The sequence below is a fragment of the Burkholderia sp. IMCC1007 genome (assembly GCF_027257875.1).
Classification (GTDB): Bacteria; Pseudomonadota; Gammaproteobacteria; order Burkholderiales; family Burkholderiaceae; genus Burkholderia.
In genome coordinates this window covers 56,425-83,375 of record NZ_JAPVQY010000037.1, presented here as the reverse complement: position 1 = coordinate 83,375, position 26,951 = coordinate 56,425, and the positions used below count along the sequence as shown (strand labels likewise).

The following is a 26,951-nucleotide window of genomic DNA, read 5'->3' as shown; positions in this document are numbered from 1 at the left end:
TGCAGGTCGGCGCGGGCGCGACGGCGCCGGGTGCGGTGGCCGCCGCAGTGGCGGCGGTGGCGGCGCGGGTGGCGGTGTCGGCGGCCGGCGAGGGCTGCGCGGCGACGGTGCAGCACCAGAGCGCGACGAGTGTCGCGCCGAGCTGGCGCACCCCCAGCCAGCGGAGAGAAGCGGTCGCTGTCATGGTGGAGTATCGGGCGTGATCGGCATGGGACGCCTGCCGGAAAGCAGGCAAGACCGAGAGATTACCGTGTTTTACGGAAGCGGCGCGAGGGGCGCGATGCGCAGTCGGGCTTGTCGCAAAACGTGTTTTCGGCAACTTCGTCGCGAAAAAATCATCGGAATTGCCTAAAGTATCGGAACGATTTGCCGCTAAGCGGGATGGGTGGCAAAGGCGCGCCGCGGGGATGCGGCCTGGCCGTTGCGGCCCGTTCGTCCGGAAAAAGGCTTGATATGTCGACACCGCTGTTCGGAAAGTTGTTTGCGCAACCCGTTGCGATCGACCCTGGAACGGCAAGTACGCGGATCTATACGCACGAGCGCGGCGTGGTGCTGAACCAGCCGTCGGTGGTGTGCTTTCGCAAGGCCGGCGCGGCCGACGCGCGGCCGACGCTCGAAGCGGTCGGCGAACTCGCGAAGGCGCTGCTCGGCCGTGAGCCCGGCCATCTGGAGGCCGTGCGGCCCATGCAGCACGGCGTGATCGCCGACGCGCATGCCGCCGGGCAGATGATCCGCCGCTTCATCGACATGTCGCGCACGCGCTCGCGCTTCGGCCGCCGCGTCGAGGTCACGCTGTGCGTGCCGGCGGACGCGACGGCCGTCGAGCGCCGCGCGATCCGCGAAGCCGCGTTCGCGGCCGGTGTATCGGACGTCGAACTGATCGAGGAATCGCTGGCCGCCGGGCTCGGCGCGGGCCTGCCGGTGACGGAGCCGGTCGGCTCGATGGTCGTCGACATCGGCGGCGGGACGACCGAAGTCGCGGTGATCGCGCTCGGCGGCATCGTGTACCGCGAGGCGATTCGCGTCGGCGGCAACCAGTTCGATGCGGCGATCGTCAACCATGTGCGCAACCTGTACGGCGTGCTGCTCGGCGAGCAAACCGCCGAGCACGTGAAGAAGACGATCGGCTCGGCCACCAGCGCGGTGCCACGCACGTCGACGCGCGCGGTCGGGCGCAGTGTCGAGAATGGCCTGCCGCGCTCCGTCGAGCTGTCCAATCACGATGTGGCGGAGGCGCTCGCCGCGCCGCTCAAGCAGGTGATCCGCGCGGTGAAATCGGCGCTGGAAAACGCGCCGGCCGAACTCGTGACCGACATCGCGCATCGCGGCGTGGTGCTGACGGGCGGCGGCGCGCTGCTCGCGGATCTCGCACGACTGCTGTACGACGAGACCGGCCTGACCGCGCGGATCGCGGATGAGCCGGCCACCTGCGCGGTGCGCGGCGCAGGGGAGGCGATGGGGCGGCTCGCGATGTGCCCGGTGGATTGAGACCGCCGCGCAGGGCACACCCGGCACACCCGGCGCACCCGGCACACCCGGCACACCCGGCGCACCCGTCACACTCGCCACACTCGCCACACTCGCCACACTCGGCAACATTCTTTCAAAGTGTTTCGAACACCGAACATCCGCGCGCCGGAACGGCGGGCGCGGGCTGCGTCCGCCATCGCGGTTTCCCGCTGACAGCGATACCTGGACACGCGCGAGCGCGCCGTGGCAGCATGCCGGTCCGCGTGCCGGACGAGCCGGCCGAGCGTTTTTCCAGGAGTCCGACCATGTTTGACGAGCGTCCCGGGCGGCGCCGTGTCGCCTGCATCGTCCGTATGCTGGCCGTTTTCGCGTGCCTGTGGGTGGCGGCGGCCATCGCGCTGGTCGGATACGGGATGCGGATGCCGAGCGAGCCGTGCGATGTGGCCGTGATCTTCGGCAATGCGCTCGACGACAGCGGCGCGCCGAAACCCGTGCTCGCGGCGCGGCTCGACGTCGGCGTGCAGTGCTATCGCGCCGGGCGGTGTCCGGCGTTTCTCGTCAGCGGCGCGATCGACGGCCCCGGGCTGAACGAGGCGACTGCGATGCGCGACTACCTGGTCGCGCGCGGCGTGCCGGCCGAGCGGATCGCCGTCGACGACCAGGGCGACAACACGCTCGCAACCGCGCAGCACACGCGCGCCTATCTGCAGGCGCATGGCCTGTCGCGCGTGTTGATCGTCAGCCAGTATTACCACTTGGCGCGGGCGCGCCTCGCGTTCGAACGGGTCGGCATCGCGCGCGCGAACATCTCGGCCGCGTATCCGCGCCGCTTCCAGTTGCGCGACGTCTATTCGAGCTGGCGGGAAGTGCCGGCGTATGCGATCTATGCGCTGCGGCTGTGGCTGGACCCCGACGCGCGGCCGATATCGTTCCGGCCGATGCTTTATCTGATGCGCCTGTTTTCATGAGGCGGTGCATACCGGGGAATCGGTTTGCGTCGACTGTTTCGTGTTTATTTCGAGTCTTTTCGCCTTTTCCGCATCGATTCTGCAGTTACCGGTGACACTTCGTTTCCGGTAACGCGTAGCAGCGCATCGGCGTCGAACGATCCGCGACGGTCCCGACTGTCGGCCTCATGCGGCGCGTGACATTCGTCGGCACGCGCGATCGCGCAGCGGTTCCGCGTCGCTCCAGGTATCGGCGTGCCGGTTGCCCGCGACAACGCGATGCCCGGCGGCATCCTCCGGAAATTCTGACCGGCGCGTCACCCACATGTGCATGCGACGTCCTGCGACGCGCCGTTCGCCGCATCGTTTCGTCGCTGCGCGCAGCCCCCGTTCTGGCCTATCCTGTGCGAAACACGCGACGCGCGCCGCGCGTTGCGCCTCGACACAGGAGGATCGATGCCGAATCACGCCGAAGCCACCACGACGACGCAGGGGCCGCAAGCCGCGCCGGTTCCCCCGACCCACGCGGCGGGTCCCGCTTTCATCGCGCCCGAAGCCGACCCGCAGGCGCTCGCGCGCAACAACCAGTACGTATTGAAATCCGGTAACGCATTCGTGGTCAGCGATGCGCTCGGCGACATCGGCGGTCACGACGACGGCCTGTTCGTCGAGGACATGCGCGTGCTGTCGAATTGGCGTCTGACCTTCGGCGGCCGCGCGCCGTCGCTGCTGTCGGGCGCGACGAGCGCCGACAACGCGTCGTTCACCGCGCACCTGACGAACCGTCCGCTGCCGCCGCTCGGCGGTAAGGAAACGCCGGAGGGTGTGATCCATATCGAACGGATGCGCGTGCTCGCGGGCGACGTGCTTTACGAAGCGCTGACGCTGACGAACTACGGCGAGAACGAGGCCGAGGTGCCGCTGTCGATGTCGTTCGCGGCGGATTTCAAGGACATGTTCGAAGTGCGCGGCACGCAGCGCCCGAAGCGCGGCACGGTGGCCGCGCCGCGCGTCGACGGCGGCGCGGTGCGGCTGCGCTACGACGGCCTCGACGGCGTCGCGCGCAACGTCACGATGCACTTCTCGCCGGCGCCCGACGCGCTGTCGGTCGATCGTGCCGACTACACGCTGACGATCGCCGCGCAGGCGTGCATCTCGATCTACCTGACCGTCGACGCGACGCTCGGCTCGGCGCACGACGGTGCAGGCCCGAGATGCGGCCGCGTCGCGCTGCGCACCGCGCTCGTCGGCGTGCATCGCGAGATGCGCTCGCGCCGCGAGACGATGGCGCGCGTGCACACCGGCAATCCGCTGTTCGACGCGTGGCTCGACCGCTCGCTCGCGGATCTCGGGCTGCTGACGACGCAGCTCGACACGGGGCCGTACCCGTATGCGGGCATTCCGTGGTTCTCGACGCCGTTCGGCCGCGACGCGATCATCACGTCGCTGCAGATGCTGTGGCTGCAGCCGTCGCTCGCGCGCGGCGTGCTGCGCTTTCTCGCGGAGCACCAGGCGCGCGAGACGTCCGCGTTTCGCGATGCGGAGCCCGGCAAGATCATGCACGAGTTCCGCCGCAGCGAGATGGCCGCGACGGGCGAGGTGCCGTTCGCGCTGTACTACGGCGGCGTCGACACGACCCCGTTGTTCATCGTGCTCGCGGGCGCCTATGTCGAACACACCGGCGACGACGCGCTGATCGACGAGCTGTGGCCCGCGCTCGAGCGCGCCGCGCTGTGGGTCATCGACAAGTGCGACCGCAACCCGTACGGGCTGGTCGATTACCAGCGCACGTCCGAGCGCGGGCTCGCGAACCAGGGCTGGAAGGACAGTCACGATTCGGTGTTCCACGCGGACGGCCGCTTCCCCGACGGGCCGATCGCGCTGGTCGAAGTGCAGGCGTATGCGTGCGCGGCGCTCGACGCGATGGCGATGTGTTCGCGTCGGCGCGGCCACGCGGCCAATGCGACGCGTTATGCGCTGCGCGCGAAGATGCTGCGCGACCAGGTCGAAGCGCTGTTTTGGATGCCGGACGGCAAGTTCTACGGGATCGCGCTCGACGGCCACGGCGAGCTGTGCCGCGTGCTCGCGTCGAACGCGGGCCATCTGCTCGCGTTCGGGCTGCCCGACGCCGAGCGCGGCGCGGAGGTCGCCGGCGTGCTCGGCTCGACGCTGTTCCAGACGGGCTGGGGCGTCCGCACGCTCGCGGCCGGCCAGCCGCGCTTCAACCCGATGGCGTATCACAACGGTTCGGTATGGCCGCACGACAATGCGCTGATCGCGCGCGGCCTCGCGCGCTACGGCGACAAGACGGCCGCGGTGAATCTGCTGCGCGCGCTGTTCGAAGCCGCGGTGAGCTTCGAGATGCGGCTGCCGGAGCTGTTCTGCGGGTTCCCGCGCCGGCGCGGCGAACCGCCGACCGCCTATCCGGTGGCATGCCTGCCGCAGGCGTGGGCGGCCGGTGCGCCGTTCATGATGCTGCAGGCGTGTCTCGGCGTGAGCGTCGATGCGGCGCGCCACGAGGTGCGCGTCGAGCGTCCGGCGCTGCCGGAAGGCGTCGACTGGCTGCGGATCGACGAACTGCACGTGGGCGACGAAACCGTATCGCTGACGTTCCGCCGTGTCGACGGCCAGGTGGTCGCGTCGGCGGAGCAGCCGGGGCGCGTGAAAGTGGTCGCGGTGCTGTAGCGCGGGCGCTCGCACGGACGTTGCGCAATGTCGCGCCACGTCCGTGCGCAGCGGCATAGAATCGTGACAAGACCCTTGAACGATGGTGGAGGCACAAACGATGACGACCGACAATCGGCCCGACGACCGCGAGCAGCACCTCGAGAATCTCGAAGCCGCAGTCGACCACCTGCACAAGTCGATCGAGTCGCAGAGCATCGCGGCAGGCGCGGCGAAGGGGATCCTGTTCAGCCTGATCGAAACGCTCGGCGCGCTGATCGGCGATCCCGATCTGCCCGAACATGCACGCTCGGGCTACGAGGCGCTGCGCGACAAGGCGAGCGAACTGCGCGGCGCGCTCGACCGGCATTGACGAACCGGCAGCGCCGGCATTGGCCGCAGGGCCCGCGCCGACGCTGCCCGATCCTGCATGACGCGCACAAAACCCCGTGCGCTCAACGACTTAGGCGGGTGGTGCGCAGGATATCCACAAGCTTGCCAACAAAATCTGTGGAGAACCGGCTGGCACGAATCGGCTCGTGCAATGCGTGCCGCGACGGCATCAATCGGTGCCGCATCGTTGACCTGCCGACCGCGATCTACTCGATTCCCTTTTGTTTCAAGAAGTTATGTGTCGATCAGATGAAATATCCACAGGCTTGCCAACAAAATCTGTGGATAAGTCTGACTTGATTGCTTCTCGATGGTTGATGAACGCGCGTGTGGACGCAGTCGTCCGGACGCCGGCACGGACATGCTGCCCGACGCGTGCGTCGGCACGTTAATTCGTGCGCGATCAACGAGTTAGGCCGCGGGTACCCAGGATATCCACATCCTTGCCAACATTTTCTGTGGACAAGCGGGGCCGCTGGTCATTCGGCCGGCGTCGTGTTGGCGTCGGCAGCTTCGGCCGTGATCCAGTCGCGAAACAGCGTCATCGCGGGCGTGAGCGGCTTCGACTTCAGCGACGTGAGCCAGTAGCCGCCCGCGCGCACGTCGATGTCGAGCGGACGCGCGAGCAGGCCGAGCTGCAGTTCGCGCGCAAACATGCAGGCGGGCGCGAGCGCGATGCCCGCACCCTGCATCGCGGCCTCGACCATCAGCCGCGACGAATCGAACACGGGCCCGTTGACCGGCCACGGCTCGAGCTGCGCGGCGTCGAACCAGCCGAGCCATTCGTCGGTGCGGTACGAGCGCAGCAGCGTTTCGTTCGCGAGATCGGCCGGCCGAGCGAGACGCCGCGCGATGTCCGGCGCGCACAGCGCGGTGAGCGGCGCGTCGAGCAGGCGCTCGTTGCGAGTTGCGGGCCAGTTGCCTTCGCCGAAGCGGATCGCGAAATCGAGCCCTTCGGCCGCGAGGTCGACGACGTTGTTGTTGGTCCGCAGCCGCAGCTCGACGAACGGATGCGTGTCGCCGAACCGTTTCAGTCGGGGCATTAGCCAGCCTATGGCAAAGGTACCGACCGCCCCCAGCGTCAGCACCTCGTGGAAGCGTCCGCCCTCGAACTGCTTGAGCACGGTCTCGATCCGGCTGAACGCGTCGCTGAGCACGGGCAGCAGCGCGCGCCCTTCGTCGGTTAGCCCGAGGCCGCGCGGCAGGCGCGTGTGAAGTTCAGATGGCGCGCCGACGATTCGAACGCGCGCAATGCATTTAGCGGAAGATGAGGGCGGAGCTTCGTCATAAGAAATTCTTTTGTCAGCGCTCAATTATCGTTGCTTGTCAGGCAACCGTAAAGTCACGATAGTGCTGTCTCGCCGGCCGGCCGTCTTGCATCCATTCCACCACGAGAGACCTGACATGACCTACTCACCGCAACGTCGAACCCTGTTGCTGGCCGCGGCGACGGCGCCGCTCGTCCTGACCGTCGCCGCGTGCGCGTCGTCGCCGGCCGCCGCGCAGGACATCGCGTCTGCGACATCGTTCGCCGCACTCGAGCGCGCGGCGGGCGGCCGTCTCGGCGTATGCGCGATCGATAGCGCGAGCGGCCGGCGCGCGCGGCATCGCGCCGACGAGCGCTTCCCGTTCTGCAGCACGTTCAAGGCGATGCTGAGTGCGGCGGTGCTCGCGCAAAGCGTCGCGCGTCCGGGGCTGCTGCAGCAGCACGTGATGATCGGGCAGGGCGATCTCGTCAACTACTCGCCGGTGTCGGGCAAGCACGTCGGCACCGGCATGACGGTCGCGGCGCTGTGCGAGGCGGCGATTCAATACAGCGACAACTCGGCCGCTAACGTGTTGATGAAGATGATCGGCGGACCGTCGGCCGTGACGGCGTATGCGCGCTCGCTCGGCGACGACACGTTCCGGCTCGATCGCTGGGAGACCGAACTGAATACCGCGTTGCCGGGCGACCCACGCGACACGACGACGCCGGACGCGATGGCCGCGAGCCTGCGCGTGCTCACGCTCGGCGACGCGCTGCCTGCCGCGCAGCGCGCGCAACTCGTCGCATGGCTGCGCGGCAACAAGGTCGGCGACAAGCGGATTCGCGCGGGCGTGCCGGCCGGCTGGCAGGTGGCCGACAAGACCGGCACCGGCGACTACGGGACGACCAACGACGCGGGTGTGATGTGGCCGCCGTCGGGTGCGCCGATCGTGCTGGCGGTGTACTACACGCAGGCGCGCGTCGATGCGAAGGCGAAGGACGACGTGATCGCCGCGGCCGCGCGCATCGCGGTCGCGACGTTCGGCTGAGGGGCGGTGTGGCGTGGCGTGCATGATCGGGCGGTCGATGCACGCCGTGCCGCTATCGTGACCGGCTCGTCGAAACGTTGTGCGATCAACGACTTACATCACGCATGCTCAGGATATCCACATCCTTGCCAACAAAAATTGTGGACAAGCCTGCGTGCCCGGTTCGAAGCGGCGCAAACAAAGTCTTTCGGATCAAGCGCTTGAGTGCTGTATGCGCAGGCTATCCACACGCTTGCCAACACAATCTGTGGACAAGCGGCGCCGCCCGAGCGGCGTGCGCGCCACGATGCCGGATGACGATGCACGCGCACCGCGTTGTCCGCCGCGTGCCGCATTCGAAGCGGCGCGGACAAAGCCTTTCGGATCAAGCGCTTGGGTGCTGTATGCGCAGGCTATCCACATGCTTGCCAACAAAATCTGTGGACAAGCATGCGTCGTTGCCCACGAGACGTTCAGCTCTGCCGATCGTCGACGCTCGGCCAGCGCGCGAACGCGAACACCCACAGCATGATGAAGTTCAGGATCGGGACGAACATCGTCAGGATCCACCAGCCCGAATGTCCGGTACGCCGAACGATGCGCACGTACGGATAGATGATGACGGCGAGGAGCACGAGAGAAACGAGCAACTGCCACGCGGTGAAGTGTTCCATGGTCTGCCTCGGAATGATGTGTCGTTGTGCGGTGCCGGCGCAACAGCCGGCCCGTTGTGCCGGCGCGCGAAGCCGGTGACGCCGGGCCGTGTGCGGCTCGCGTGATCTTGACGCGCGGGATGCGCACGCGTCAAGGCGCGGGCAGCGTGCGGGCAGCGCGTCGCTGCGGCGCCGGATCGTCCGTTGGCGCGCGTGCGGCGGCCGCGCGCTGCCTAAACCGTGACGCGACGCATGAATCATTGGCCGATCAACGGGTTAGCGCATGCATGCGCACGATATCCACAAGCTTGCCGACACAATCTGTGGGTAAGTGCTGCGGCGGACGAATCATGTATCGCCGGGTGCCGGCGTGGCATCGTGACGCGAAGTGCGGCGAAGCGGCGCGTATGACGGCCGCGCACGCGCCGCGTCTGCATCACGCGTGCCAAAGTCCATCGGATCAAGGGCTTAGCGTTGCGGTGCGCAGGATATCCACAAGCTTGCCAACATTTTCTGTGGAGAAGTCCGGGTGCGCGGTCGGCCGGCATGACACTGGATGCCAAGCGCGGTGTGCGCCGGCTCGCGCGTTTGTTCACGCAGTACAGATGCCGGCGACCGCGACCTTCTGGAACAAGTGCGGGCTCGCGACGGCCGACGACGGATAGGCCGAGAGTTTCGCGACGAACTCGGGATGCGTGAACGCGGCGCGAAACGCGTGCGTCGATTCCCAGATCGCGTAGTTGAAGTAGGTCGGGCTGTCGCCGAGCGCGCGATGCAGCTGGGTCGAAATGAATCCCGGCTGCCGTTTCATGAACTCGGCGTCGTCCTTCCAGACGGCGAGGAAATCCGCTTCGTCTGCCGGATCGAGCGTGAAGACGTTGACGAGCACGACGGGTCGCGCGTCGATGCCGATCTGCTGCTGGATCGGAAAATTCGGGTCCATCGGTTTGAAGTGCGGCATGGAAGCTCCTGTGGGGAAGGGGGCGATCACGCTTGTCCGTCCGGCGCATGCGCACTGGACATCGCCGACAGCACGCGGATCGCCGCGTCGAGGTCGGCCGAACTGAATGCGCCGGCGATGTCGCGCACGTGCTGCTGCCATTGCGCGACCACGGCCTGATACGCGGCGGCACCGCGCGGTGTCAGCGAATACAGCGGCGAACGCTTGTGCGTCGGATTCGGCAGCGGCTGCACCAGGCCTTCTTCCACCAGCACGTTGATCTGCTTCAGCACCGCCTGCCGGGTGATGCCCATCGCCGTGGCGATCTGCGGGATGTTCGGCGCTTCGGGCGTCATCGAAATGGCGCCCAGCACTTGCCAGCGCGCGCTGGTCAGACCGTGCGGCGCGGCAAACGTGTTGCCCCATTCGATCAGCAGGCCGTTCAGCCGGAAGACGGACAGCGCGACGGCGGTCAACTTGGCGGGTTTCGTCATGGCGAATGCGCGGGATGAGTTGACAACCAGTTTACGAAATGGACAACGAGTTGTCAAATTGAGTCGTATCGAACCGTTGACGGACGGAACTACGACGGAGAAGGATGATTGTCGCGTCGACGCGTGCTGCCGTGTGAGGCGGGTTGGCGCATTCGCTGCGCACGGCCGTCAAACCCTTTCCGATCAACGGCTTGTCGTCGTTAGCGGTGGGTTGTCCACAAGCTTGCCAACATAATCTGTGGACAAGCCAAGCCAAGCCAAGCCAAGCCAAGCCAAGCCAAGCCAAGCCAAGCCAAGCCAAGCCAAGCCAAGCCAAGCCAAGCCAAGCCAAGCCGCGCGTGCGCCGGCGCACGGCGGGCCGGCGCGCGTCAGGCCGGCACGGGGAACCGCACCGTCACGGTCAGGCCGCGCCCGCCTTGCGTCGTGCCGAGCGCGACCGTCGCGCGATGCTGTTCGGCGATCCGCTTGACGATCGACAGCCCGAGCCCGCTGCCCGACGACGTGACAGCCTGCGCGCCTTCGCCGCGATAGAAGCGTTCCCACACGTCGTGGCGCTCGGCCTCGGGGATGCCGGGGCCGTCGTCGGCGACTTCGAGCACGGGCGTCGCACCGTCGATGCGCGCGGACACGTCGACGCGCGCGCCGTCGCCCGCGTAGCGGATCGCATTGTCGACGAGGTTGTTCAGCAGCACGCGCAGCGTGTCCGCATTGCCCGCGGCCATCACGGGCGACGCTACGATCGCGCCGAGATCGATGCGGTGTGCGTCGGCGACGCGCGTGCGGTCGGCCACCACCGACCGGCACAGCGCGGCCAGATCGACCGCTGCGGACGCGGAAGCCTGCACATCGGGTTCGAGACGCGCGAGCGTCAGCAGCTGTTCGGCGAGGTGGCCGAGGCGCGTCGTGCCGGCGTGGATCTGCGCGAGGATCTGCTCGCGGTCCTCGGGCGTGGTCGCACGCCGCAGCAATTGCGACTGGATCGACAGCCCCATGATCGGCGTGCGCAGCTCGTGCGCGGCATCGGCGATGAAATGCCGCTGCAGCGTGAACGAGCGGTCGAGCCGCGCGAGCAGGTCGTTGATCGCTTCCGCGAGCGGGCGGACCTCGTTCGGCATCGACGCGACGTCGACCGGTTCGAGGTTGTTTGCATTCCTGCGCTTCAGCCCGGCCGCGATCGTGCGCAGCGGCCGCAGCCCCGCGCCGATGCCGAACCACAGCCCGATCGCGAGCACCGGCAGCATCGAGAACACCGGCCACAGCAGATGCACGGCGATGCCCGCGATCGCTTCCCAGCGTGCGTGGCGCGCCTGCGCGAGCCGGATCGTCGTGCCGCCGCGTTCGGTGACGTAGGTGCGCCACGGCTGGCCGCCGACGTCGATGCTCGCGATGCCCGTCTGCGCGGGCGGCGGCAGTGGCGAGTCGCGATCGGTCGAATAGACGAGCGTGCCGTTGCGCCATACCTGCAGCAGCACCGCGTCGGGGTCGCTCGCCTCGAACGCGTGCTTGCCTTCGCCGTGATTGCGGAACGACAGCTCGCCGTTCGGGCCGACGACGATCTGCTTCGACATGCTGCGCATCTGGTCGTCGAGCAGGTCGTCGAGCTCGCGCAGCGCGCCCCAGTAGGTGCCCGCGCTCGCGGCCACCCCGATCACGCAGGCCGCGGGCAGCAGCCACGTCAGCAGGCGCCGCCGCAGCGACGTGCTGCGCCAGCGCGTGATCGCCTGTTGCACGTGCGTCATGTGCCGTCACCGATCCGGTAGCCGACGCCGCGCACCGTGCGGATCATGTCGTGGCCGAGTTTCTTGCGCAGGTTGTGGATGTGCACCTGCACCGCGTTGCTCTCGATTTCCTCGCCCCAGCTATAAAGCCGCTCCTCGAACTGCTCGCGCGAAATCACCGCGCCCGGATCGCGCATCAGTTCGTGCAACAAAATGAATTCCTTCGGCGAAAGCGTGACTTCGTCGTCGTTGAGCCACACCAGGTGCTTGACCGGATCGAGCCGCAGCGGGCCGATCGCGAGTGTGGTCTGCGCGCGGCCCGCGTGGCGGCGGTTGACCGCGCGAATGCGGGCGAGCAGTTCCTCGAGCACGAACGGCTTGACGAGATAGTCGTCGGCGCCGCTGTCGAGGCCGGCGATGCGGTCGGGGATGCCGTCGCGCGCGGTGATGATGATGGCGGGCAGCGTTTCGTCGCGGCGGCGCAGCGATGCGAGCACCGACAGGCCGTCGCGGTTCGGCAGCCCGAGGTCGAGCAGCAGCAGGCCGTAGCCGGTCGAGCGCAGCGCGAGCGACGCAGCGTCGCCGTCTTTCACCCAGTCGACCGCGAAGCCCTCTTGCCGGAGGCCCTGTTCGAGCCCGCTGCCGATCAGCGGATCGTCCTCGACGAGCAGTACGCGCATGGATTCGTGTTTTTGCGTGGGCGTGAGCGCCCGGGGTTCTCATGATAAGCGCAGGTTTCTTAGACGAAGCTTAAAGTGCGCCGCCCGGCCGGCATTTCGTACTCGTCCAATGCGGCGCCGTGTCGCTTCGGCAGCGCCTTCAGGTTTGCTTAATCTTACGGTCCGTAATCTCGGGCCGTCGCGTTCATCGAGGCGCGGCGCCATCTCGAAGAAGGGGAATCCGATCATGAAACACCTGGCCCGCATCCTGAGCGTCGCGCTCGCCGTGCTGCCCGCCGCCGTCTACGCGCAATACACGGGGCCCTCCACGCTGACGACCACCACCGTGAAGGAGCTGCTCGCGAACGGCAAGGACGATCAGCACGTGCAGCTGCAGGGGCGCATCGTCAAGCACGTCGGCGGCGAGGATTACGAGTTCGCCGATGCGACCGGCACGATCCGCGTCGAGATCGACAACCACCTGTGGGCGGCCGGCCAGCCCGTCAGCGACAAGAGCGAAGTGAAGGTGACCGGTGAATTCGAGCGCAAGTGGTCGGGCCGCGTGAAGGTCGACGCCGATCACGTCGAAGTGCTGCGCTGACCGGTGCGCGCGGGGCCGGTGATACCATGAGCGACCGGTTCCCGTTCCCACCAAGATGGCCGCCACTTTCGACGAACTCGCGTCCCGGATCCGGGCGCAATTTTCCGAACTGAGCCCGCAATTCCAGGCGGGCGCTGCATTTCTGCTCGATCATCCCGACGAAGTCGCCACTTCGTCGATGCGCAAGGTCGCACAGCGCGCGCAGGTACAGCCTGCGTCGCTCGTGCGGCTGGCGCAGCAATTCGGTTTCCCCGGCTGGAACGAGCTGCGCGACCTGTGCGTCGCGCGCGTGCGTACGCGCCCGGAGCCGCTCACGCAGCGTGCGCGTTCGCTGGTACGCCCCGACGCGAAGGCGTCGCTCGCGCACGACCTGCTCGCCGCGCAGCAGCACAATCTCGCGGCAACCGCCGCGCAGAACGCGCATACGCTCGCGGACGCCGCGAAGCTGATCCGCAAGGCGGCGCACGTGCACGTCGCGGGGTTCCGGTCGTGCTATCCGGTCGCGTTCGGATTCGTGTACGGCTACCGGCTGTTCCGGCCGACCGTGTCGCTGCTCAACGGCGTGGCCGGCTCGCTCGAGATGGAGCTGCGCACGATCGCGAAGCACAGCGTGACCGTGATCGTCAGCTTCTCGCCGTATTCGGCGGAAGCGACGCGCGTCGCGCAGGCCGCGAAGGCGCAGGGCAGCAAGATCGTCGCGATCACCGACAGCGCGGTGTCGCCGATCGCGCTGCATGCGGACGCGCAACTGATCTTCACGCACGACAGCCCGTCGTTCTTTCCGTCGCTGGTCGCCGCGCACGCGATGGCCGAGGCGCTGGTCGCGCAGTTGCTGGCGCTCGAAGGCGGCGATGCGATCGCGGCGCTCGAGCGCACCGAGGCCGAATTGCATGCGAAGGGCGCGTACGTCGTATGAGCGCATTCGCGGCTTCGAGCGCTTGTTACCGCGATCCCTCACGATGCCGCGCAGCTCCTGCGCGAGCAGCCGGACCTCGTCGGCGACGAGCCGACCGTCGCCTGCGCGGCCGGGGTCATAGGGTAAGCCGGTAAGCGGACCAACGGACCAACGGACCAACGGATCAGCGAGCGCGCCCCGCGCCTGCGCCGCCTCATGCAGCGCATCGACACTTCGGCTGACACTGAAACGTCGCGTGCACGATACGCGTAAGCTGGCGCTTCAACCTCATTCGGGAGTCCGCGATGACCCGTTCCGATCTTCAAGCCCGCCACGCCGAAGCCTTCCGCGCACTGCACGCCCGCCCCGGCGCATTCATCATCCCGAACCCGTGGGATGCCGGCACGGCCCGGCTGCTTGCGATGGCCGGCTTCGAAGCGCTCGCCACCACGAGCGCCGGCTTCGCGTATTCGAAAGGGCTGCCCGACAACGCGATCGGCCGCGACGCGATGCTCGCGCACATCGCCGAGATCGCGGCGGCGGGCGGCCTGCCGGTGAGCGCCGATCTCGAGAACGGCTTCGGCGACGCGCCCGAGACGGTGGCCGAGACGATCCGGCTCGCCGCGCAGGCCGGCGCGGTGGGCGGCTCGATCGAGGACGCGACCGGCCGCGCCGACGCGCCGATCTATCCGCACGACGAGTCCGTCGAGCGGATCGCCGCGGCCGTCGCGGCGGCGCGCGCGTTGCCGTTTCCGTTCACGCTGACCGCGCGCTGCGAAAACTACCTGCATGGCCGACGCGATCTGGCCGATACGATCGCGCGGCTGGTCGCGTATCGCGACGCCGGCGCCGACGTGCTGTACGCCCCGGGCCTCACCGATCCCGACGACATTGCGGCGGTCACGCGTGCGGTGGACGCACCCGTCAACGTCGTGATGGGGCTGCAAGGCGGGCTGCTGAGCCGCGATGCGCTCGCGGCGCTTGGCGTGAAGCGCATCAGCGTCGGCGGCGCGCTCGCCCGCGCCGCGCTCGGCGCATTCCTTCGCGCGGCGACGGAAATGGCGCGCGACGGCACGTTCACGTTTGCACAGGCGGCGGTGCCGGCGCGCGATCTCGATCGCTGGTTTGCCGCGCCGGACAATTCCCGCGTTCCGTTTGCGTAATGAGCATTCGATAAAACGCGGGAACGTTTTCACGTTGAAAACGATTTGACTGCGATCAAGCGAAATCGTCGTCGATTTAAAGTTCGGGGACGGCGGACTTTACTTCGTTTATTCTCCGCACTCGCGCGGTTTGACCGGAGCCGGCGTGCAAGCCCCGCCGGTTCTGGCGCTCGCCGCTCCGCCAAGTGCATTGATCGGACGTATTGTTGCGAATTCCCAGGCTGGTTACTCTCGATTTTACGGAGTTGCGATTTGTTTTTCGGATTGGTAATCTGCCGCACAGTCGAACGGCCGGCAGGCGCCGGAAAATGAATATATAAAAATCGGGAAAGCGATGACGATCCGAGAGAATCCCCGCAGTGGCTTTCGCGTCGGCGATGTCGTGACGTTGAAAACCGGCGGCCCGCGCATGACCGTCACCTATGCCGGGCCGGTCGTGTTCGACGATGCCGACTGGCTGATCTGCCAGTGGTTCGACGATAGCGGCCACTTCCGGCAGGAAATGTTCCATCACGAGACGGTGGTGGCCGAGCCGCGCGCGATTTCGGCCGGGCGTATGCGCATGCACGCGCACCGCCACCGCTCGGCGGCCTGACGCCGGCCGTCTCGTTATTGCGGCGCGACGCCGCATGGCGCCGGCCGCCCCGGTCGTGCTGCACTGCCGCAACCCGCGCGGCCCGCACTTCGACATTTCACGTCAGTCCGAAACGTACGGCCGCGCAGCGCGCCGATACTGCACGCATGGATACGACCCCGACTGATCCGATCGCCGCGGTGACACACCGCGATCCCTATCCGTACTGCGCGACGCTCGTCGACGGGCCGCCGCTCGCGTTCGATGCCACGCTCGGCCTGTGGGTCGCGAGCCGTGCAGCGAGCGTGACGGCCGTGCTCGGCCACCCCGCGTGCCGCGTCAGGCCGCTCGACGCGCCCGTGCCGCCAGCATTGCGTGGCACGACGGCCGGCGCGCTGTTCCGCGAACTGGTGCGCATGAACGACGGCGCGCTGCGGCACGACGTGCCGAAGCAAGCGTTGCGCACCGCATTCGCGCCGATCGACGCGCACGCGCTGCGCGAGCGCGCCGCGCAGCTTGCCGGCAGCCGGCTGCGCGCGTCCGACGATGCCGACGCGCTGAACGCGTGGTGCCTGACGGTGCCGGTGTGCGCGGTCGCGGACCTGCTCGGCTTCGACGATACGCAGCTCGACGAGATCGCCGCGCTGGTCGTCGATTTCGTCGCCGCGCTGTCGCCGCTGTCGGACGACGCGGCGCTGGCCCGCGCGAGCGAGGCCGCGCGGGAATTGCTGGACCGGATGACCGAGCGCGCTGCGCGCACGCGTGCGCAGGACGGCTCGCTCGTCGCGGCGGTTCAGCGTGCCGCGCGCGACGCGGGCTGGCAGGCAAGCGGCGCACTGGTCGCGAATCTCGTCGGACTGCTGTCGCAGACGTGCGAAGCGACGGCCGCCTGGCTCGGCAACGTGCTGGTGGCGTGGGATGCAGCGGCGGCTCACCGGACGGAGCGCGAACGCGCGACACCGGACGGCGCCGCGCTGGACGGATTCGTCGCCGAAGTCGGACGATTCGACTCGCCGGTGCAGAACACGCGCCGCTTCGTCGCGTCGCGCACGATGATCGAAGGCGTGACGGTCGATGCAGGCGCGGCGATTCTCGTCGTGCTGGCGGCAGCGAACCGCGATCCGGCCGTGCATCGCGACCCGCATCGGCTGTTGCCCGGCCGCGCGCCGGGGCCGAATTTCGGGTTCGGCACGGGGCCGCACGGCTGCCCGGGCGAGCGGATCGCGCGGGCCGTGACGGCGGGGGCGTTCGATGCGTGGTTGCGTGCGGGCGGCGGAGCGCCGCGCGACAGGCTGGTGTGGGACTACCGGGCCTCGACCAACGTCAGGATGCCGAAATTCGGCACGGCCCGGTAAGCGGAAAAACGAAGTTCAGCGGCAGCCTTGCTTGTCCGCCCATTGCTGCTGGGCGGCGACGCGGCGCTGCACGCGTTCGACGAGACCGGTCGAGAAGGTGCGCATGCTGATGCCGCGGCGCTTCGCGAGGATGGTTTGCGCGACATCGGCTTGCGGGTTCGGCTGAAACGCCCAGTAAAGCGTCATCAGCCAGCCGATGCCCGTCCACGCGAACAGCGCGTTGAACATCGCGATCATCAGCTTGTCGCGCCGGCCGCGCCGGTCGGCGACGATCGCCGGGAGGAAGTAGAACGCGACCGCCGCGACCGAACCGGCGATATCCATCAAGACTGCGTCGTGCATGTTGATGCTCCAACCGAACTGCAATGAGACCGATTGTCGCGCTTTTTCCGTTCGCGTGCCGGCAATTGATTGTTGCGTTTTCAATGACGATCAGTGCGCCGGGGCGGTTTCCCGGCGTTCATCGTTGCTCAGCGCGAAACCTTCGTCCAGCCAGCCCGTGATGCCGCCGATCATCAGCTTTACCGGCCGGCCCAGGCGCGCGAGCCGGACCGCCGCGCGCGCGGCGCCGTTGCAGTGCGGCCCCGCGCAATAGACGACGAACAGCGTGTCGGCCGGGTAGTCGGTGAGCTTGCCGGCGACGATCTTGCGGTGCGGCAGGTTGACGGCGCCGGGCACGTGGCCGCGCGCAAACAGGTCCGGACCGCGAACGTCGAGCAGCACGAAGTCGGGCGCGCCCGATGAAAGCGCGTCGTGCACGTCCCAGCAGTCGGTCTCGAAGCGCAGCGACGCGTCGAAATGGGCGAGGGCGGCGGCGCTGTCGGCGGCGGGGACGTCGGTTACGTATGACATGAAACACGCTCCTGAAGAACGGCGCGGAGTGCGCCGGCATGAGGGGCAGTATCGCGGTTCGGCGGCCGTCGCGGCAGTGGCGCGATCGACAAGTTCCGGTAATATCGCGCCATGCACAATCATCTCGTCGTTGCGCTCGCGTACGATCGTCTCTGCACGTTCGAATTCGGCTGCGTGGTCGAGCTGTTCGCGCTCGAGCGCCCGGAACTGGGCGTCGACTGGTATCGCTTCGCGGTCTGCGCGAGCGAGCCGGGGCCGGTGCGCGCGGCCGGCGGCATCACGGTCGCCGCGCCGTATCGTCTCGCGATGCTCGATCGCGCGCACACCATCGTGATTCCCGGCTGGCGCGATCCGGACGAACTGCCGCCGGAACCGTTGCTCAAGAAGCTGCGTGCCGCGCATCGTCGCGGCGCGCGACTTTGTTCGATCTGCTCGGGCGTGTTCGTGCTCGCGGCGGCCGGCGTGCTCGACGGGCTGACCGTCACGACGCACTGGCGCTACGCGGAGCGCCTGCAGGCGCGCTATCCGGCGCTGCGCGTGAACCCCGATGCGCTGTACGTGGACGAAGGGCAGGTGATCACGTCGGCCGGTTCGGCGGCGGGGCTCGACATGCTGCTGCATCTCGTGCGCCGCGATCACGGCGGCGCGATCGCGAATCGTGTCGCGCAGCGCCTCGTGCTGCCGCCGCATCGCGACGGCGGGCAGGCGCAGTTCGTGCCGCGCCCGGTCGCTCCCGGCGGCAGCGACCGGGTCGCGAAGCTGATCGACTGGATGCGCGCGCATGCGGCCGAGCCGCACACGCTCGCGTCGCTGGCCGCGCAGGCCGCGATGAGCACGCGCACGTTGCAGCGCCAGTTCGCCGACGCGACGGGGATGTCGCCGCTCACGTGGCTGATCCGGGAGCGCGTGAACGTCGCGAAGGACATGCTCGAAACGCATCCCGCGCTGTCGCTCGCGCAGGTCGCCGAGCGCGCTGGCTTCGGCTCCGAGGAGTCGCTGCGCCGGCATTTCCGGCGCGTCGCGGCGACGAGCCCCGCCGCGTATCGGCGCGGGATGGATCGTGGCATCAGGCCGCCAGGCGCGTGAGCGTCGCAACGCATCCGCTCACCGCGTGCGGGTGTCGTGGCCGGCCTGCCGGATGCACGCGATCCGGTACACGCCGTCCTCGACCTCGACACCGTGCGTATCGTGCGTGAAGCCCGGGAAGCGCAGGTCGTACTGCTCGAGCGCCTTCAAGTAGCCGAGCAGCGGGCCGTCGGCCGGCCCCGCGTTCTCGCCGGGCATCAGCAGCGGAATGCCGGGCGGGTAAGGCACGACACCCGTCGCGACGGTACGGCCCGCCATCTCCGACAGCTCCAGCATCTCGATGTCGTTGTGCACCAGATGCTCGAACGCCTCGGCGGGGCTGAAGTCCGGCTGCGGCAGCGTCGAGAAGCCGCGCGACATCATCTCGGTCGTCTTCAGGTCGCTCATCGCGCTGAACATCAGGTCGCACAGCTCGCGCAACCCGAGCTTGCCGTAGCGCTCCGGATAGCGCGCGACGAGTTCCGGCAGCGCCTGTTCGAGCGGCGCGTTCGCGTCGTAGTCGCGCTTGAAGTCGAGCAGCGTGTTGACGAGCGTGCCCCACTTGCCCTTCGTCACGCCGAGCGAGAACAGGAACAGGATCGTGAAGTCGGTCGTCTTCTCGACGACGATCCCGTGCCGGTCCAGGTACGCGGTGACGACCGACGCCGGAATGCCGACCGGCATCAGCCCGCCGTTCGGCGCGACGCCCGGCGTGACGATCGATACCTTGATCGGGTCGAGCATGCAGTAGTCGTCCTCGATGTTGCCGAAGCCGTGCCATGTATCGCCCGGATGCAGCACCCAGCATGACGGATCGGTGGCGAGCAGCGTTTCGTCCGCTTCATGAAAGCGCACGCGCCGGCCCGTCTTGCGATCGACGACGGTGTCGGGCTGCCAGCCGTTGAAGAACCAGTCGTCGTTCTCCTCGCATTCCGCATGCAGCCGCGCGAGCATCCGGCGGAACGACACGGCCTCGCGGATCGCGTCGGTGGTCAGCGCCTCGCCGCCGGGGCCGTCCATCATCGCGGCGCTCACGTCGTTCGACGCGATGATCGCGTAGTTCGGCGACGTCGACGCGTGCATCATGTACGCCTCGTTGAAGCGCGCATGCTCGATCGGATTGCGGCCGTCGCGCACGTGAATGAACGACGCCTGCGACAGCGCGGCGAGCAGCTTGTGCGTCGACTGCGTCGCGAACACCGTCGGCTTGCTCGCATCGTGCTGCGCCGGATCGCCGTGCATCGCGTGGCGGTCGCGGTAGATCGGGTTGAAGCGCGCATAGCCGTACCACGCTTCGTCGAAATGCAACCGGTCGACGCTCTGGCCGAGCAGTTCCTCGACGCGCGCGACGTTGTAGCAGAGGCCGTCGTACGTCGAGTTCGTGATCAGCGCATGCACCGGCGCCGGATCGATGCCGTCGCGGCCGCGCACCAGCGGGTTCGCGTCGATCGCGAGGCGCACGGCAGCGGCCGTGAGCCGCTCCGGCATGATCGGCCCGATGATCCCGTAATGGTTGCGCGACGGGATCAGGTAGGTCGGAATCGCGCCGGACATCGTCATCGCGTGCTCGGCCGACTTGTGGCAGTTGCGGTCGCACAGCGCGACCTGGTTGCGCGTGACGCTCGCCATCAGGATCACGCGGTTCGACATCGACGAGCCGTTCGTCACGTGATACGTGCGATGCGCGCCGAACACGCGCGCCGCGTAGCGTTCGCTTTCGCCGATCGGGCCCGAGTGGTCGAGCAGCGAGCCGAGTTCGCCGACCGAGATCGACAGGTCCGAACGGAACAGCGCCTCGCCGAAGAATTCGAAATACGCGCGGCCGACCGGCGATTTCAGGAACGCGGTGCCGCCCGTGTGGCCCGGCGTGTGCCACGAGTATTCGTACACGCGCGAGAACTGCGCGAGCGCGCGGAACATCGGCGGCAGCACCGTTTCCCGATAGCGTTCGATAGCGGCGACGATGCGCCCGCCGATGAACGCGGTGGTGTCTTCCAGCATCCAGATGAAGTCGTCGGCCTTGCGCATCGCGTCGACCGGAATCGCGGCCGCGCTCGCGCGGCTCGCGAGCAGGAACACCGGTACCGTCGCATTGCGGGCGCGCATCGCGTCGAGCACGGCCTGCGCGGGCGCATGCGCGGGATCGTTGCCGAGCTCCCAGTTCAGCAGCAGACACTGGATCGCGGGATCGGCATTGACGACGGCACACGCGTCGTCGGCGGACGTCGCGATCACGACGTCGACGAGGCGCGTGCGCAACTCCTCGGCGAGCGCGGTGGCGGCGCGGCCGGTGGCCGTGCGTTCGTCGATGTCGTGCTGCACGAGCAGCGCCTTCATGCCGAGGCGGCGGAACGCCGGTTGGGTCAAGGATGCGGTCATGGTTATTCCCCCGTTTGCTGGGTTGCCTGCACGCCCGCGGCCGGCGAGCGTGCGTGAAGGATGTCGGCCTCGTGTCGGCCCACGGAGATCCAGAAGGTCGCGGCGAGCGCGACGATGGTGACGGCGAGCGCGAAGTAACGCACCCAGCGCGGCGAACGGCCGCCCGGATGGATGTGGGTTGCCTCGATTTCGCGCTGGCGGTTGATCGACAGCTCGTAGAACACGATCGTCGCGATCACGAAGATCAGCGACCAGCGCGTCTGCTGGCCGTCGGAGCCGACCATCGCCCACAGCGCGTAGACGGCGCCGATCAGGCCGACGATCGTGTAGAAGGTGAACTGGTGCGACGGCATCTTGCCGTAGCCGAGCACCTTGATCGCGATGCACGAATAGATGTACGGCAGCAGCGTCATGATCACGGCGATCGACGCGATCTTGCCGAACTGCTCGCTCGCGCTCGGCGACATCGTCGCGAGCACCTGCACCGACATGATCACCGCGACGATCGCGAGGCCCGCCGACGGCACGTTCTTCGAGTTGACGCGCGCGAACACGCCGGCGAACAGGCCGTCGTCGGCCGCGGCCTTCGCGGTCTGGCCGACCAGCAGCGTCCAGCCCGCGAGCGAGCCGAGGCAGCCGAGCGCCGCGCAGATCGCGACCGCGTTCGCGGCGGTGTCGCCGAGCGCGAGGCGCGCGGCATCCGCGAACGGCGCGCTCGATGCGAGCAGCGCCTTGTTCGGAATCATCCCCATGATCACGGTCGAGCTGAGCACGTAGCAGACGGCCGCGAGCACCACGCCGCCGACGGTCGCGATCGGTACGTTGCGCGACGGGTTCTCGACGACGCCGGCCGACACCGACGCGCTCTCGACACCGATGAACGCCCACAGCGTGAAGTTCAGCGTCGCGCCGATCGCGCTGAAGCTGCTTGCGCCCGACACGTTCCAGCCCGCGAAGTACACGTCCTTGCTGAACCAGAACCAGCCGAACACGGCCATCCCGAGGATCGGCACGAGCGCGAAGATCGTCGTGACCGACTGCACGCGGCCGACCACGTTCGGCCCGAGGATGTTCGCGTACGTGAACAGCCAGATCACGAAGATCTGCGCGAGCGCGAACACGAGCGGGTCGTGCAGGACCGGGAAGAAGTGCGTCAGATAGCCGAGGCCGGCGACCGCGAGGCCGACGTTGCCGAGCACGTTCGCGAGCCAGTAGATCAGGTTGGTCTGGTAGCCGATGTACGGGCCGAACGACTTGCGCGCATACGCGTACGGGCCGCCGGCGGCCGGGTCGATCGCGGCGAGCTTCGCGAACACCAGCGCGAGCGATACCGCGCCGACGACGGTGATCAGCCAGCCGAAGATCGCGATGCCGCCGGTGGCGGCGAGGTTCGCGGGCAGCATGAAGACGCCGGAGCCCATCATGTTGCCGGCGACCATCAGCGTGGCGGGAATGACGCCGATTTTCGGCGCGGAAGCCGCGGCTGGCGCGGCGGCGGAACGGGAGGAGGACGAGCTGGCATCGGACATGCGACGCTCCTTGAAAAGACGTGATGCGGTCGAGGTGGCGCGGCCCGGCGCCGATCGACGATTCCGGAATTGGATCGCCGTTTTATTAAGCGAAGCCATGTTATCTCGTTAATGGGATTGTGTAATGGTAAACGCCTGCATTTAATGAGTTAAATGTTGATGGATGTCATTGAAATACAGCGGGCGGTGGTGTGGTGCGGCCCCGGCGCGGGCCGTGTATCAAGGCTGGTCGGGGTTTGCGGCGTCGCTGTCAATAAATCTCGAAAATGGCGTCGGCCGGTCGTCGGCGAGTAATTCGTTTTTGATGAGTTGGTTAAATCGTCTCGTGATGTAAACAATGGGGCGATTCGTTTTGGAATTTGTCGGGTATTATCTGGCGCATCAAGCGTGTCGGTGCGTCGCCGCATATGACGTACATGACGATCTCTGATTCCGAAAAGGAAATGCCGATGCTGCCTTCCCGTTTGCCATTGATCCAGGCCCCGATGGTCGGTTCGCTGAGCGCGCTTGCGATCGCCGTCTGCGAAGCGGGCGGTCTCGGCTCGCTCGCGTGCGCCGCGCTCGGCCCGCAGCAACTGCGCGACGAGATCGCGGCGATTCGCGCGCGCACGTCCGCGCCGTTCAACGTGAACTTCTTCTGCCATACGCCGCCTGCGCCCGATGCCGAGGTCGAGGCACGCTGGCGTGCGGCGCTGGCCGGCTACTACGCACCGGCCGGGCTCGATCCCGCCGACGTGAAAGGCGGCCCCGGCCGCGCGCCGTTCGACGACGCGATGTGCGCGGTCGTCGAGGAATTGCGGCCGGCCGTCGTGAGCTTTCACTTCGGGCTGCCAGACGACACGCTGCTCGCACGCGTGCGTCGCACCGGCGCATTCGTGGTGTCGTCCGCGACGACCGTCGAGGAGGCGCGCTGGCTCGACGCGCGCGGCGTCGATGCGATCGTCGCGCAAGGCGCCGAGGCCGGCGGACATCGCGGAATGTTCCTGACCGACGACATTCACGCGCAGCCCGGACTGTTCGCGCTGCTGCCGCAGATCGTCGACGCGGTGCGGGCGCCGGTGATTGCAGCCGGCGCGATCGCCGACGGGCGCGGCATCGCGGCCGCGTTCGCGCTCGGCGCGCGGGCGGTACAGATCGGCACCGGCTATCTGCTGACGCCGCAGGCCGGCCGCTCGGCGCTGCACCGCGCGGCCGTGCGTGCCGCGCGCGACGACGGCACGCGCTTGACCAACCTGTACACGGGACGCCCCGCGCGCGGCCTGCTGACGCGTTTCATGCGCGAGCAGGGGCCGATGAGCGCGCTTGCGCCCGCGTTCCCGCTCGCGACGGCCTTCGTCGATCCGCTGCGCGCTGCGTTCGAGCGCGGCGGGCGTGACGATTTCTCGCTGCTGTGGTCGGGCGAGGCCGCGGCGCTTGCGCGCGAGGAGGACGCCGGGGTGCTGACTCGGAGACTGTGGGACGACGCGCTGGCATGCGCGGCTGGGCTGCGCGACGCATTCCCGCCGGGCGGCTGAGCGGGCGCGGCGCGCGGCCCGGCACGGCGCAAGGAAAGGGGGCGAAAGGACGCGGAAAGCCGGCCTGCCCACGACCCTGAAAAGCCCGCCGAAACGGCCCCGGGCGGGCGGCCATCGGCGTATCATCCGGGTTTTCGTCAGCCCGATCCAGGCACCCCATCATGACCTCCGTCGACACTACCCCCGTCCTCGACCATGACAAGCTCGTTACCTTCGTCGAGCGCAAATGGAACGATGAAATCCTCCACGCACTGACCGACTACATCGCGATTCCCGCGAAGAGTCCCGCTTTCGACCCCGACTGGGCGAAGCGCGGCTATCTCGAACGGGTCGTGACCGATGCCGCGCAGTGGGCCGAACGCCAGCCGGTGAAAGGCCTGAAGCTCGAGATCGTGCGCCTGCCCGGCCGCACGCCGGTGATCTTCTTCGAAACGCCCGCGACGCGCTCGGGCAGCACCGACACGATCCTGCTGTACGGCCACCTCGACAAGCAGCCCGAATTCGACGGCTGGCGCGCGGACCTCGGCCCGTGGACACCGAAGTTCGAGAACGGCAAGCTGTACGGCCGCGGCGGCGCGGACGACGGCTACGCGATCTATGCCAGCCTCGCGGCGCTCGGCGCGCTCGACGAGCAGGGCGTCGAACGGCCGCGCTGCGTCGGCCTGATCGAGACCTGCGAGGAATCGGGCAGCTACGACCTGCTGCCGTACGTCGACGCGCTGCGCGACCGGCTCGGCCAGGTGTCGCTCGTCGTGTGCCTCGATTCGGGCGCCGGCAACTACGACCAGATGTGGCTCACCACGTCGCTGCGCGGGCTCGTGTCCGGCGACCTGCAGGTCGAGGTGCTCGAAGAGGGCGTTCACTCGGGCGTGTTCGGCGGCATCGCGCCGTCGAGTTTCCGCGTGATGCGCCAGTTGTTCGAGCGTCTGGAAGATGCGAAGAACGGCAACCTGCTGCCGGGCGTGTTCCATTGCGAGATTCCCGACAGCCGCGTGCGCGAGGCCGACGCGGCCGCCGCGATTCTCGGCGACGCCGTATGGAAGGGGCTGCCGTGGGCATGCGGCGCGGACGGCAAGCCGGTGCTGCCGACCACCACCGATCCGCGCGAGGCGCTGCTGAATTCGACGTGGCGGCCGTCGCTGTCGGTCACGGGCGCGGCCGGCCTGCCGGCGCTCGCCGATGCGGGCAACGTGCTGCGTCCGCGCACCGCGTTCAAGCTGTCGCTGCGCCTGCCGCCGCTCGTCGACGCCGCGCAGGCCGTGCAGCAACTGAAGGAACTGCTCGAGCTCGACCCGCCGTACAACGCGAAGGTCACGTTCAAGCCCGACGCGGGCGCCGCGACCGGCTGGAGCGCGCCTGATCTCGCGCCGTGGCTCGCGTCGTCGCTCGACGCCGCGTCGCGCCGCCACTTCGGTGCGGACTGCGCGTACATGGGCCTCGGCGGCACGATCCCGCTGATGAACGTGCTGCAGGCCGGTTTCCCGTCCGCGCAGTTCATGGTGTGCGGCGTGCTCGGGCCGAAGTCGAACGCGCACGGCCCGAACGAGTTCCTGCACGTGCCGTACGCGAAGAAGCTCACCGCGGCGGTGGCCGACGTGATCGCGTCCGCGCGCTGAGCGCCGTTGCTGCCCATCCCGCCTCGCCACCTCGCCACCTCGATCCGACCGGACCTGACGGAGCCTTGCCGATGACCGCGCTGCCGACCCCCGACACCGAACCGCTGCGCATGCGCGCCGCGCCGCTGCATGCATTCGTCGCGGCACTCTGGGAGCGGGCCGGCAGCAGCGCGCGCGAGGCCGGGCTCGTCGCCGATCACCTGGTCGGCGCGAATCTCGCGGGTCACGATTCGCATGGGATCGGGATGATCCTGAACTACGTCGCATCGTGGCGGGAAGGGCAGCTGCAGTTGAACGGGCACGCGTCGATCGTCCGCGACGGCGGCGCGGTGCTCACCATCGACGGCGGCCGTGGCTTCGGTCAGGTGATCGCGTTCGAGGCGATGGTCGAAGGGATCGAGCGTGCGCGGCGCATGGGCATCTGCGCGATCGGGCTGCGCGACGTGCATCATCTCGGCCGCATCGGGCACTGGGCCGAGCAATGCGCGCGCTCGGGGCTCGTGTCGTTTCACTTCGTCAACGTGCCGGGCGACCTGCTCGTCGCGCCGCTGCACGGCACCGATGCGCGCTTCGGCACGAATCCGTTCTGCGCCGCGTATCCGCGCGCGGGCCAGCCGCCGCTGCTGCTCGATTTCGCGACGAGCGCGATCGCATACGGCAAGACGCGCGTCGCGTATAACCAGCGCAAGCGCGTGCCGGCCGGGTCGCTGATCGATCATCGCGGCCAGCCGACCGACGATCCAGCCGTCATGCACGAGCAGCCGTTCGGCTCGCTGCTGCCGTTCGGGCTGCACAAGGGCTATGCGCTCGCCGCGATGTGCGAGATCTTCGGCGGCGCGCTGGTCGGCGGCCATACGACGTACGGCGACACGCTGCAGAAGACCAGCGCGATCGTCAACGGGATGCTGTCGGTGCTGATCGACCCGAACGCGTTCGATGCGGCCGACGCGCAGCGCGAGGCCGATGCGTTCGTTGCGTGGGCGAAGGCGTCGCCGCAGGCGGGCGGTGCGCCGGTGCGGATGCCCGGCGAGCCGGAGGAAGCGAGCCGCGCCGCGCGCGGCGCGGACGGCATTCCGGTCGATCGCGCGACGTGGCGGCAGATTCGCGAAAGCGCGGCGCTCGTCGGCTTCGACGACGCCCAGCTCGACGCGTGGACGCAGCGCTGTACCGGCGCTGCGTGACCCATTAGCCCG

The 26,951-nt window shown here is 68.3% G+C and carries 24 protein-coding genes and 1 pseudogene; 14 read left to right on the top strand and 11 right to left on the bottom strand.

All coding sequences use genetic code 11. The features are described 5' to 3' along the window. The coding region (locus O1Q03_RS26690) for a hypothetical protein (protein ID WP_442865854.1) at nt 1-184 on the bottom strand (184 nt) is incomplete at its 3' end. Between the two features lie 269 nt (nt 185-453). Between O1Q03_RS26690 and O1Q03_RS26685 the strand changes: the two genes are divergently transcribed. From O1Q03_RS26685 to O1Q03_RS26670, 4 genes are all read left to right on the top strand, one after another. Next, on the top strand, nt 454-1,488 hold the full coding sequence (locus O1Q03_RS26685) for a rod shape-determining protein (RefSeq protein ID WP_269507022.1): 1,035 nt from the start codon (nt 454-456) through the stop codon (nt 1,486-1,488). Between the two features lie 335 nt (nt 1,489-1,823). Next, entirely contained in the window at nt 1,824-2,438 is a 615-nt protein-coding gene (locus O1Q03_RS26680) for a YdcF family protein (protein ID WP_269507021.1), read from the top strand. Nucleotides 2,439-2,873: 435 nt separating this feature from the next. Further along, nucleotides 2,874-5,102, top strand: coding sequence for an amylo-alpha-1,6-glucosidase (locus tag O1Q03_RS26675; RefSeq protein WP_269507020.1), 2,229 nt, complete (start codon nt 2,874-2,876; stop codon nt 5,100-5,102). Nucleotides 5,103-5,202: 100 nt separating this feature from the next. Further along, nucleotides 5,203-5,454, top strand: coding sequence for a hypothetical protein (locus tag O1Q03_RS26670; protein WP_226277966.1), 252 nt, complete (start codon nt 5,203-5,205; stop codon nt 5,452-5,454). 499 nt (nt 5,455-5,953) lie between these two features. On the opposite strand, the pseudogene O1Q03_RS26665 reads toward O1Q03_RS26670, so the two are convergent. After that, nucleotides 5,954-6,762, bottom strand: a pseudogene (locus O1Q03_RS26665) (LysR substrate-binding domain-containing protein). Between the two features lie 116 nt (nt 6,763-6,878). Here O1Q03_RS26665 and blaPEN-bcc point away from each other — a divergent pair. Beyond that, on the top strand, nt 6,879-7,772 hold the full coding sequence (blaPEN-bcc, locus tag O1Q03_RS26660; RefSeq protein ID WP_269507019.1) for a PEN family class A beta-lactamase, Bcc-type: 894 nt from the start codon (nt 6,879-6,881) through the stop codon (nt 7,770-7,772). 452 nt (nt 7,773-8,224) lie between these two features. Here the strand turns inward: blaPEN-bcc and O1Q03_RS26655 are convergent, their stop codons facing one another. The 5 genes from O1Q03_RS26655 to O1Q03_RS26635 form a co-directional block, all read right to left on the bottom strand. Next, nucleotides 8,225-8,425 carry a hypothetical protein gene (locus O1Q03_RS26655; RefSeq protein WP_269507018.1) on the bottom strand — a complete coding sequence of 67 codons (201 nt, stop codon included), beginning with the start codon at nt 8,423-8,425 and terminating at the stop codon, nt 8,225-8,227. Between the two features lie 571 nt (nt 8,426-8,996). Next, entirely contained in the window at nt 8,997-9,365 is a 369-nt protein-coding gene (locus O1Q03_RS26650) for an antibiotic biosynthesis monooxygenase family protein (RefSeq protein ID WP_269507016.1), read from the bottom strand. 26 nt (nt 9,366-9,391) lie between these two features. After that, complete coding sequence (locus O1Q03_RS26645; RefSeq protein ID WP_269507015.1) at nt 9,392-9,838, bottom strand: MarR family winged helix-turn-helix transcriptional regulator; 447 nt, start codon at nt 9,836-9,838, stop codon at nt 9,392-9,394. Nucleotides 9,839-10,206: 368 nt separating this feature from the next. Further along, on the bottom strand, nt 10,207-11,577 hold the full coding sequence (locus O1Q03_RS26640) for an ATP-binding protein (protein WP_269507014.1): 1,371 nt from the start codon (nt 11,575-11,577) through the stop codon (nt 10,207-10,209). After that, nucleotides 11,574-12,236, bottom strand: a complete 663-nt coding sequence (locus O1Q03_RS26635) for a response regulator (protein WP_269507013.1) — start codon at nt 12,234-12,236, stop codon at nt 11,574-11,576. Before O1Q03_RS26635 ends, O1Q03_RS26640 begins: the two co-directional genes overlap by 4 nt. Nucleotides 12,237-12,462: 226 nt before the next feature. Between O1Q03_RS26635 and O1Q03_RS26630 the strand changes: the two genes are divergently transcribed. The 5 genes from O1Q03_RS26630 to O1Q03_RS26610 all read left to right on the top strand — a co-directional run bounded on the left by O1Q03_RS26630 (nt 12,463) and on the right by O1Q03_RS26610 (nt 16,803). Beyond that, nucleotides 12,463-12,816, top strand: coding sequence for a YgiW/YdeI family stress tolerance OB fold protein (locus tag O1Q03_RS26630; protein WP_269507012.1), 354 nt, complete (start codon nt 12,463-12,465; stop codon nt 12,814-12,816). A gap of 55 nt (nt 12,817-12,871) precedes the next feature. Next, a complete protein-coding gene (locus O1Q03_RS26625; protein WP_269507011.1) occupies nt 12,872-13,732 on the top strand; it encodes a MurR/RpiR family transcriptional regulator in 861 nt (286 codons plus the stop codon). 284 nt (nt 13,733-14,016) lie between these two features. Beyond that, entirely contained in the window at nt 14,017-14,874 is an 858-nt protein-coding gene (locus O1Q03_RS26620) for an isocitrate lyase/PEP mutase family protein (RefSeq protein WP_269507010.1), read from the top strand. Between the two features lie 334 nt (nt 14,875-15,208). Then, entirely contained in the window at nt 15,209-15,469 is a 261-nt protein-coding gene (locus tag O1Q03_RS26615; protein ID WP_269507009.1) for a YodC family protein, read from the top strand. Between the two features lie 146 nt (nt 15,470-15,615). Beyond that, the gene (locus O1Q03_RS26610; protein WP_269507008.1) at nt 15,616-16,803 is read left to right on the top strand and encodes a cytochrome P450; all 1,188 of its coding nucleotides are present in this window, start codon (nt 15,616-15,618) and stop codon (nt 16,801-16,803) included. A gap of 15 nt (nt 16,804-16,818) precedes the next feature. Here the strand turns inward: O1Q03_RS26610 and O1Q03_RS26605 are convergent, their stop codons facing one another. After that, nucleotides 16,819-17,145 (bottom strand): superinfection immunity protein, encoded by a 327-nt coding sequence (locus O1Q03_RS26605; RefSeq protein WP_269507007.1) that lies wholly within the window; start codon nt 17,143-17,145, stop codon nt 16,819-16,821. Nucleotides 17,146-17,235: 90 nt separating this feature from the next. Next, nucleotides 17,236-17,655, bottom strand: a complete 420-nt coding sequence (locus tag O1Q03_RS26600; RefSeq protein WP_269507006.1) for a rhodanese-like domain-containing protein — start codon at nt 17,653-17,655, stop codon at nt 17,236-17,238. Nucleotides 17,656-17,766: 111 nt separating this feature from the next. Between O1Q03_RS26600 and ftrA the strand changes: the two genes are divergently transcribed. Beyond that, a complete protein-coding gene (ftrA, locus tag O1Q03_RS26595; RefSeq protein WP_269507005.1) occupies nt 17,767-18,741 on the top strand; it encodes a transcriptional regulator FtrA in 975 nt (324 codons plus the stop codon). An 18-nt stretch (nt 18,742-18,759) separates the two neighbouring features. Here ftrA and O1Q03_RS26590 read toward each other — a convergent pair whose 3' ends face one another. Next, on the bottom strand, nt 18,760-21,099 hold the full coding sequence (locus tag O1Q03_RS26590; protein WP_269507004.1) for an Orn/Lys/Arg decarboxylase N-terminal domain-containing protein: 2,340 nt from the start codon (nt 21,097-21,099) through the stop codon (nt 18,760-18,762). 2 nt (nt 21,100-21,101) lie between these two features. Next, nucleotides 21,102-22,628 carry an arginine/agmatine antiporter gene (gene adiC / locus O1Q03_RS26585; RefSeq protein WP_269507003.1) on the bottom strand — a complete coding sequence of 509 codons (1,527 nt, stop codon included), beginning with the start codon at nt 22,626-22,628 and terminating at the stop codon, nt 21,102-21,104. Between the two features lie 443 nt (nt 22,629-23,071). On the opposite strand from adiC, the gene O1Q03_RS26580 reads away from it, so the two are divergent. From O1Q03_RS26580 to O1Q03_RS26570, 3 genes are all read left to right on the top strand, one after another. Further along, nucleotides 23,072-24,142 (top strand): NAD(P)H-dependent flavin oxidoreductase, encoded by a 1,071-nt coding sequence (locus O1Q03_RS26580; RefSeq protein WP_269507027.1) that lies wholly within the window; start codon nt 23,072-23,074, stop codon nt 24,140-24,142. A gap of 161 nt (nt 24,143-24,303) precedes the next feature. Continuing rightward, on the top strand, nt 24,304-25,758 hold the full coding sequence (locus O1Q03_RS26575) for a M20 family metallopeptidase (protein ID WP_059506616.1): 1,455 nt from the start codon (nt 24,304-24,306) through the stop codon (nt 25,756-25,758). A 71-nt stretch (nt 25,759-25,829) separates the two neighbouring features. Then, nucleotides 25,830-26,939: a malate/lactate/ureidoglycolate dehydrogenase gene (locus O1Q03_RS26570; protein WP_269507002.1), complete on the top strand. Its 1,110-nt coding sequence runs from the start codon at nt 25,830-25,832 to the stop codon at nt 26,937-26,939. Nucleotides 26,940-26,951 lie beyond the last annotated feature (12 nt).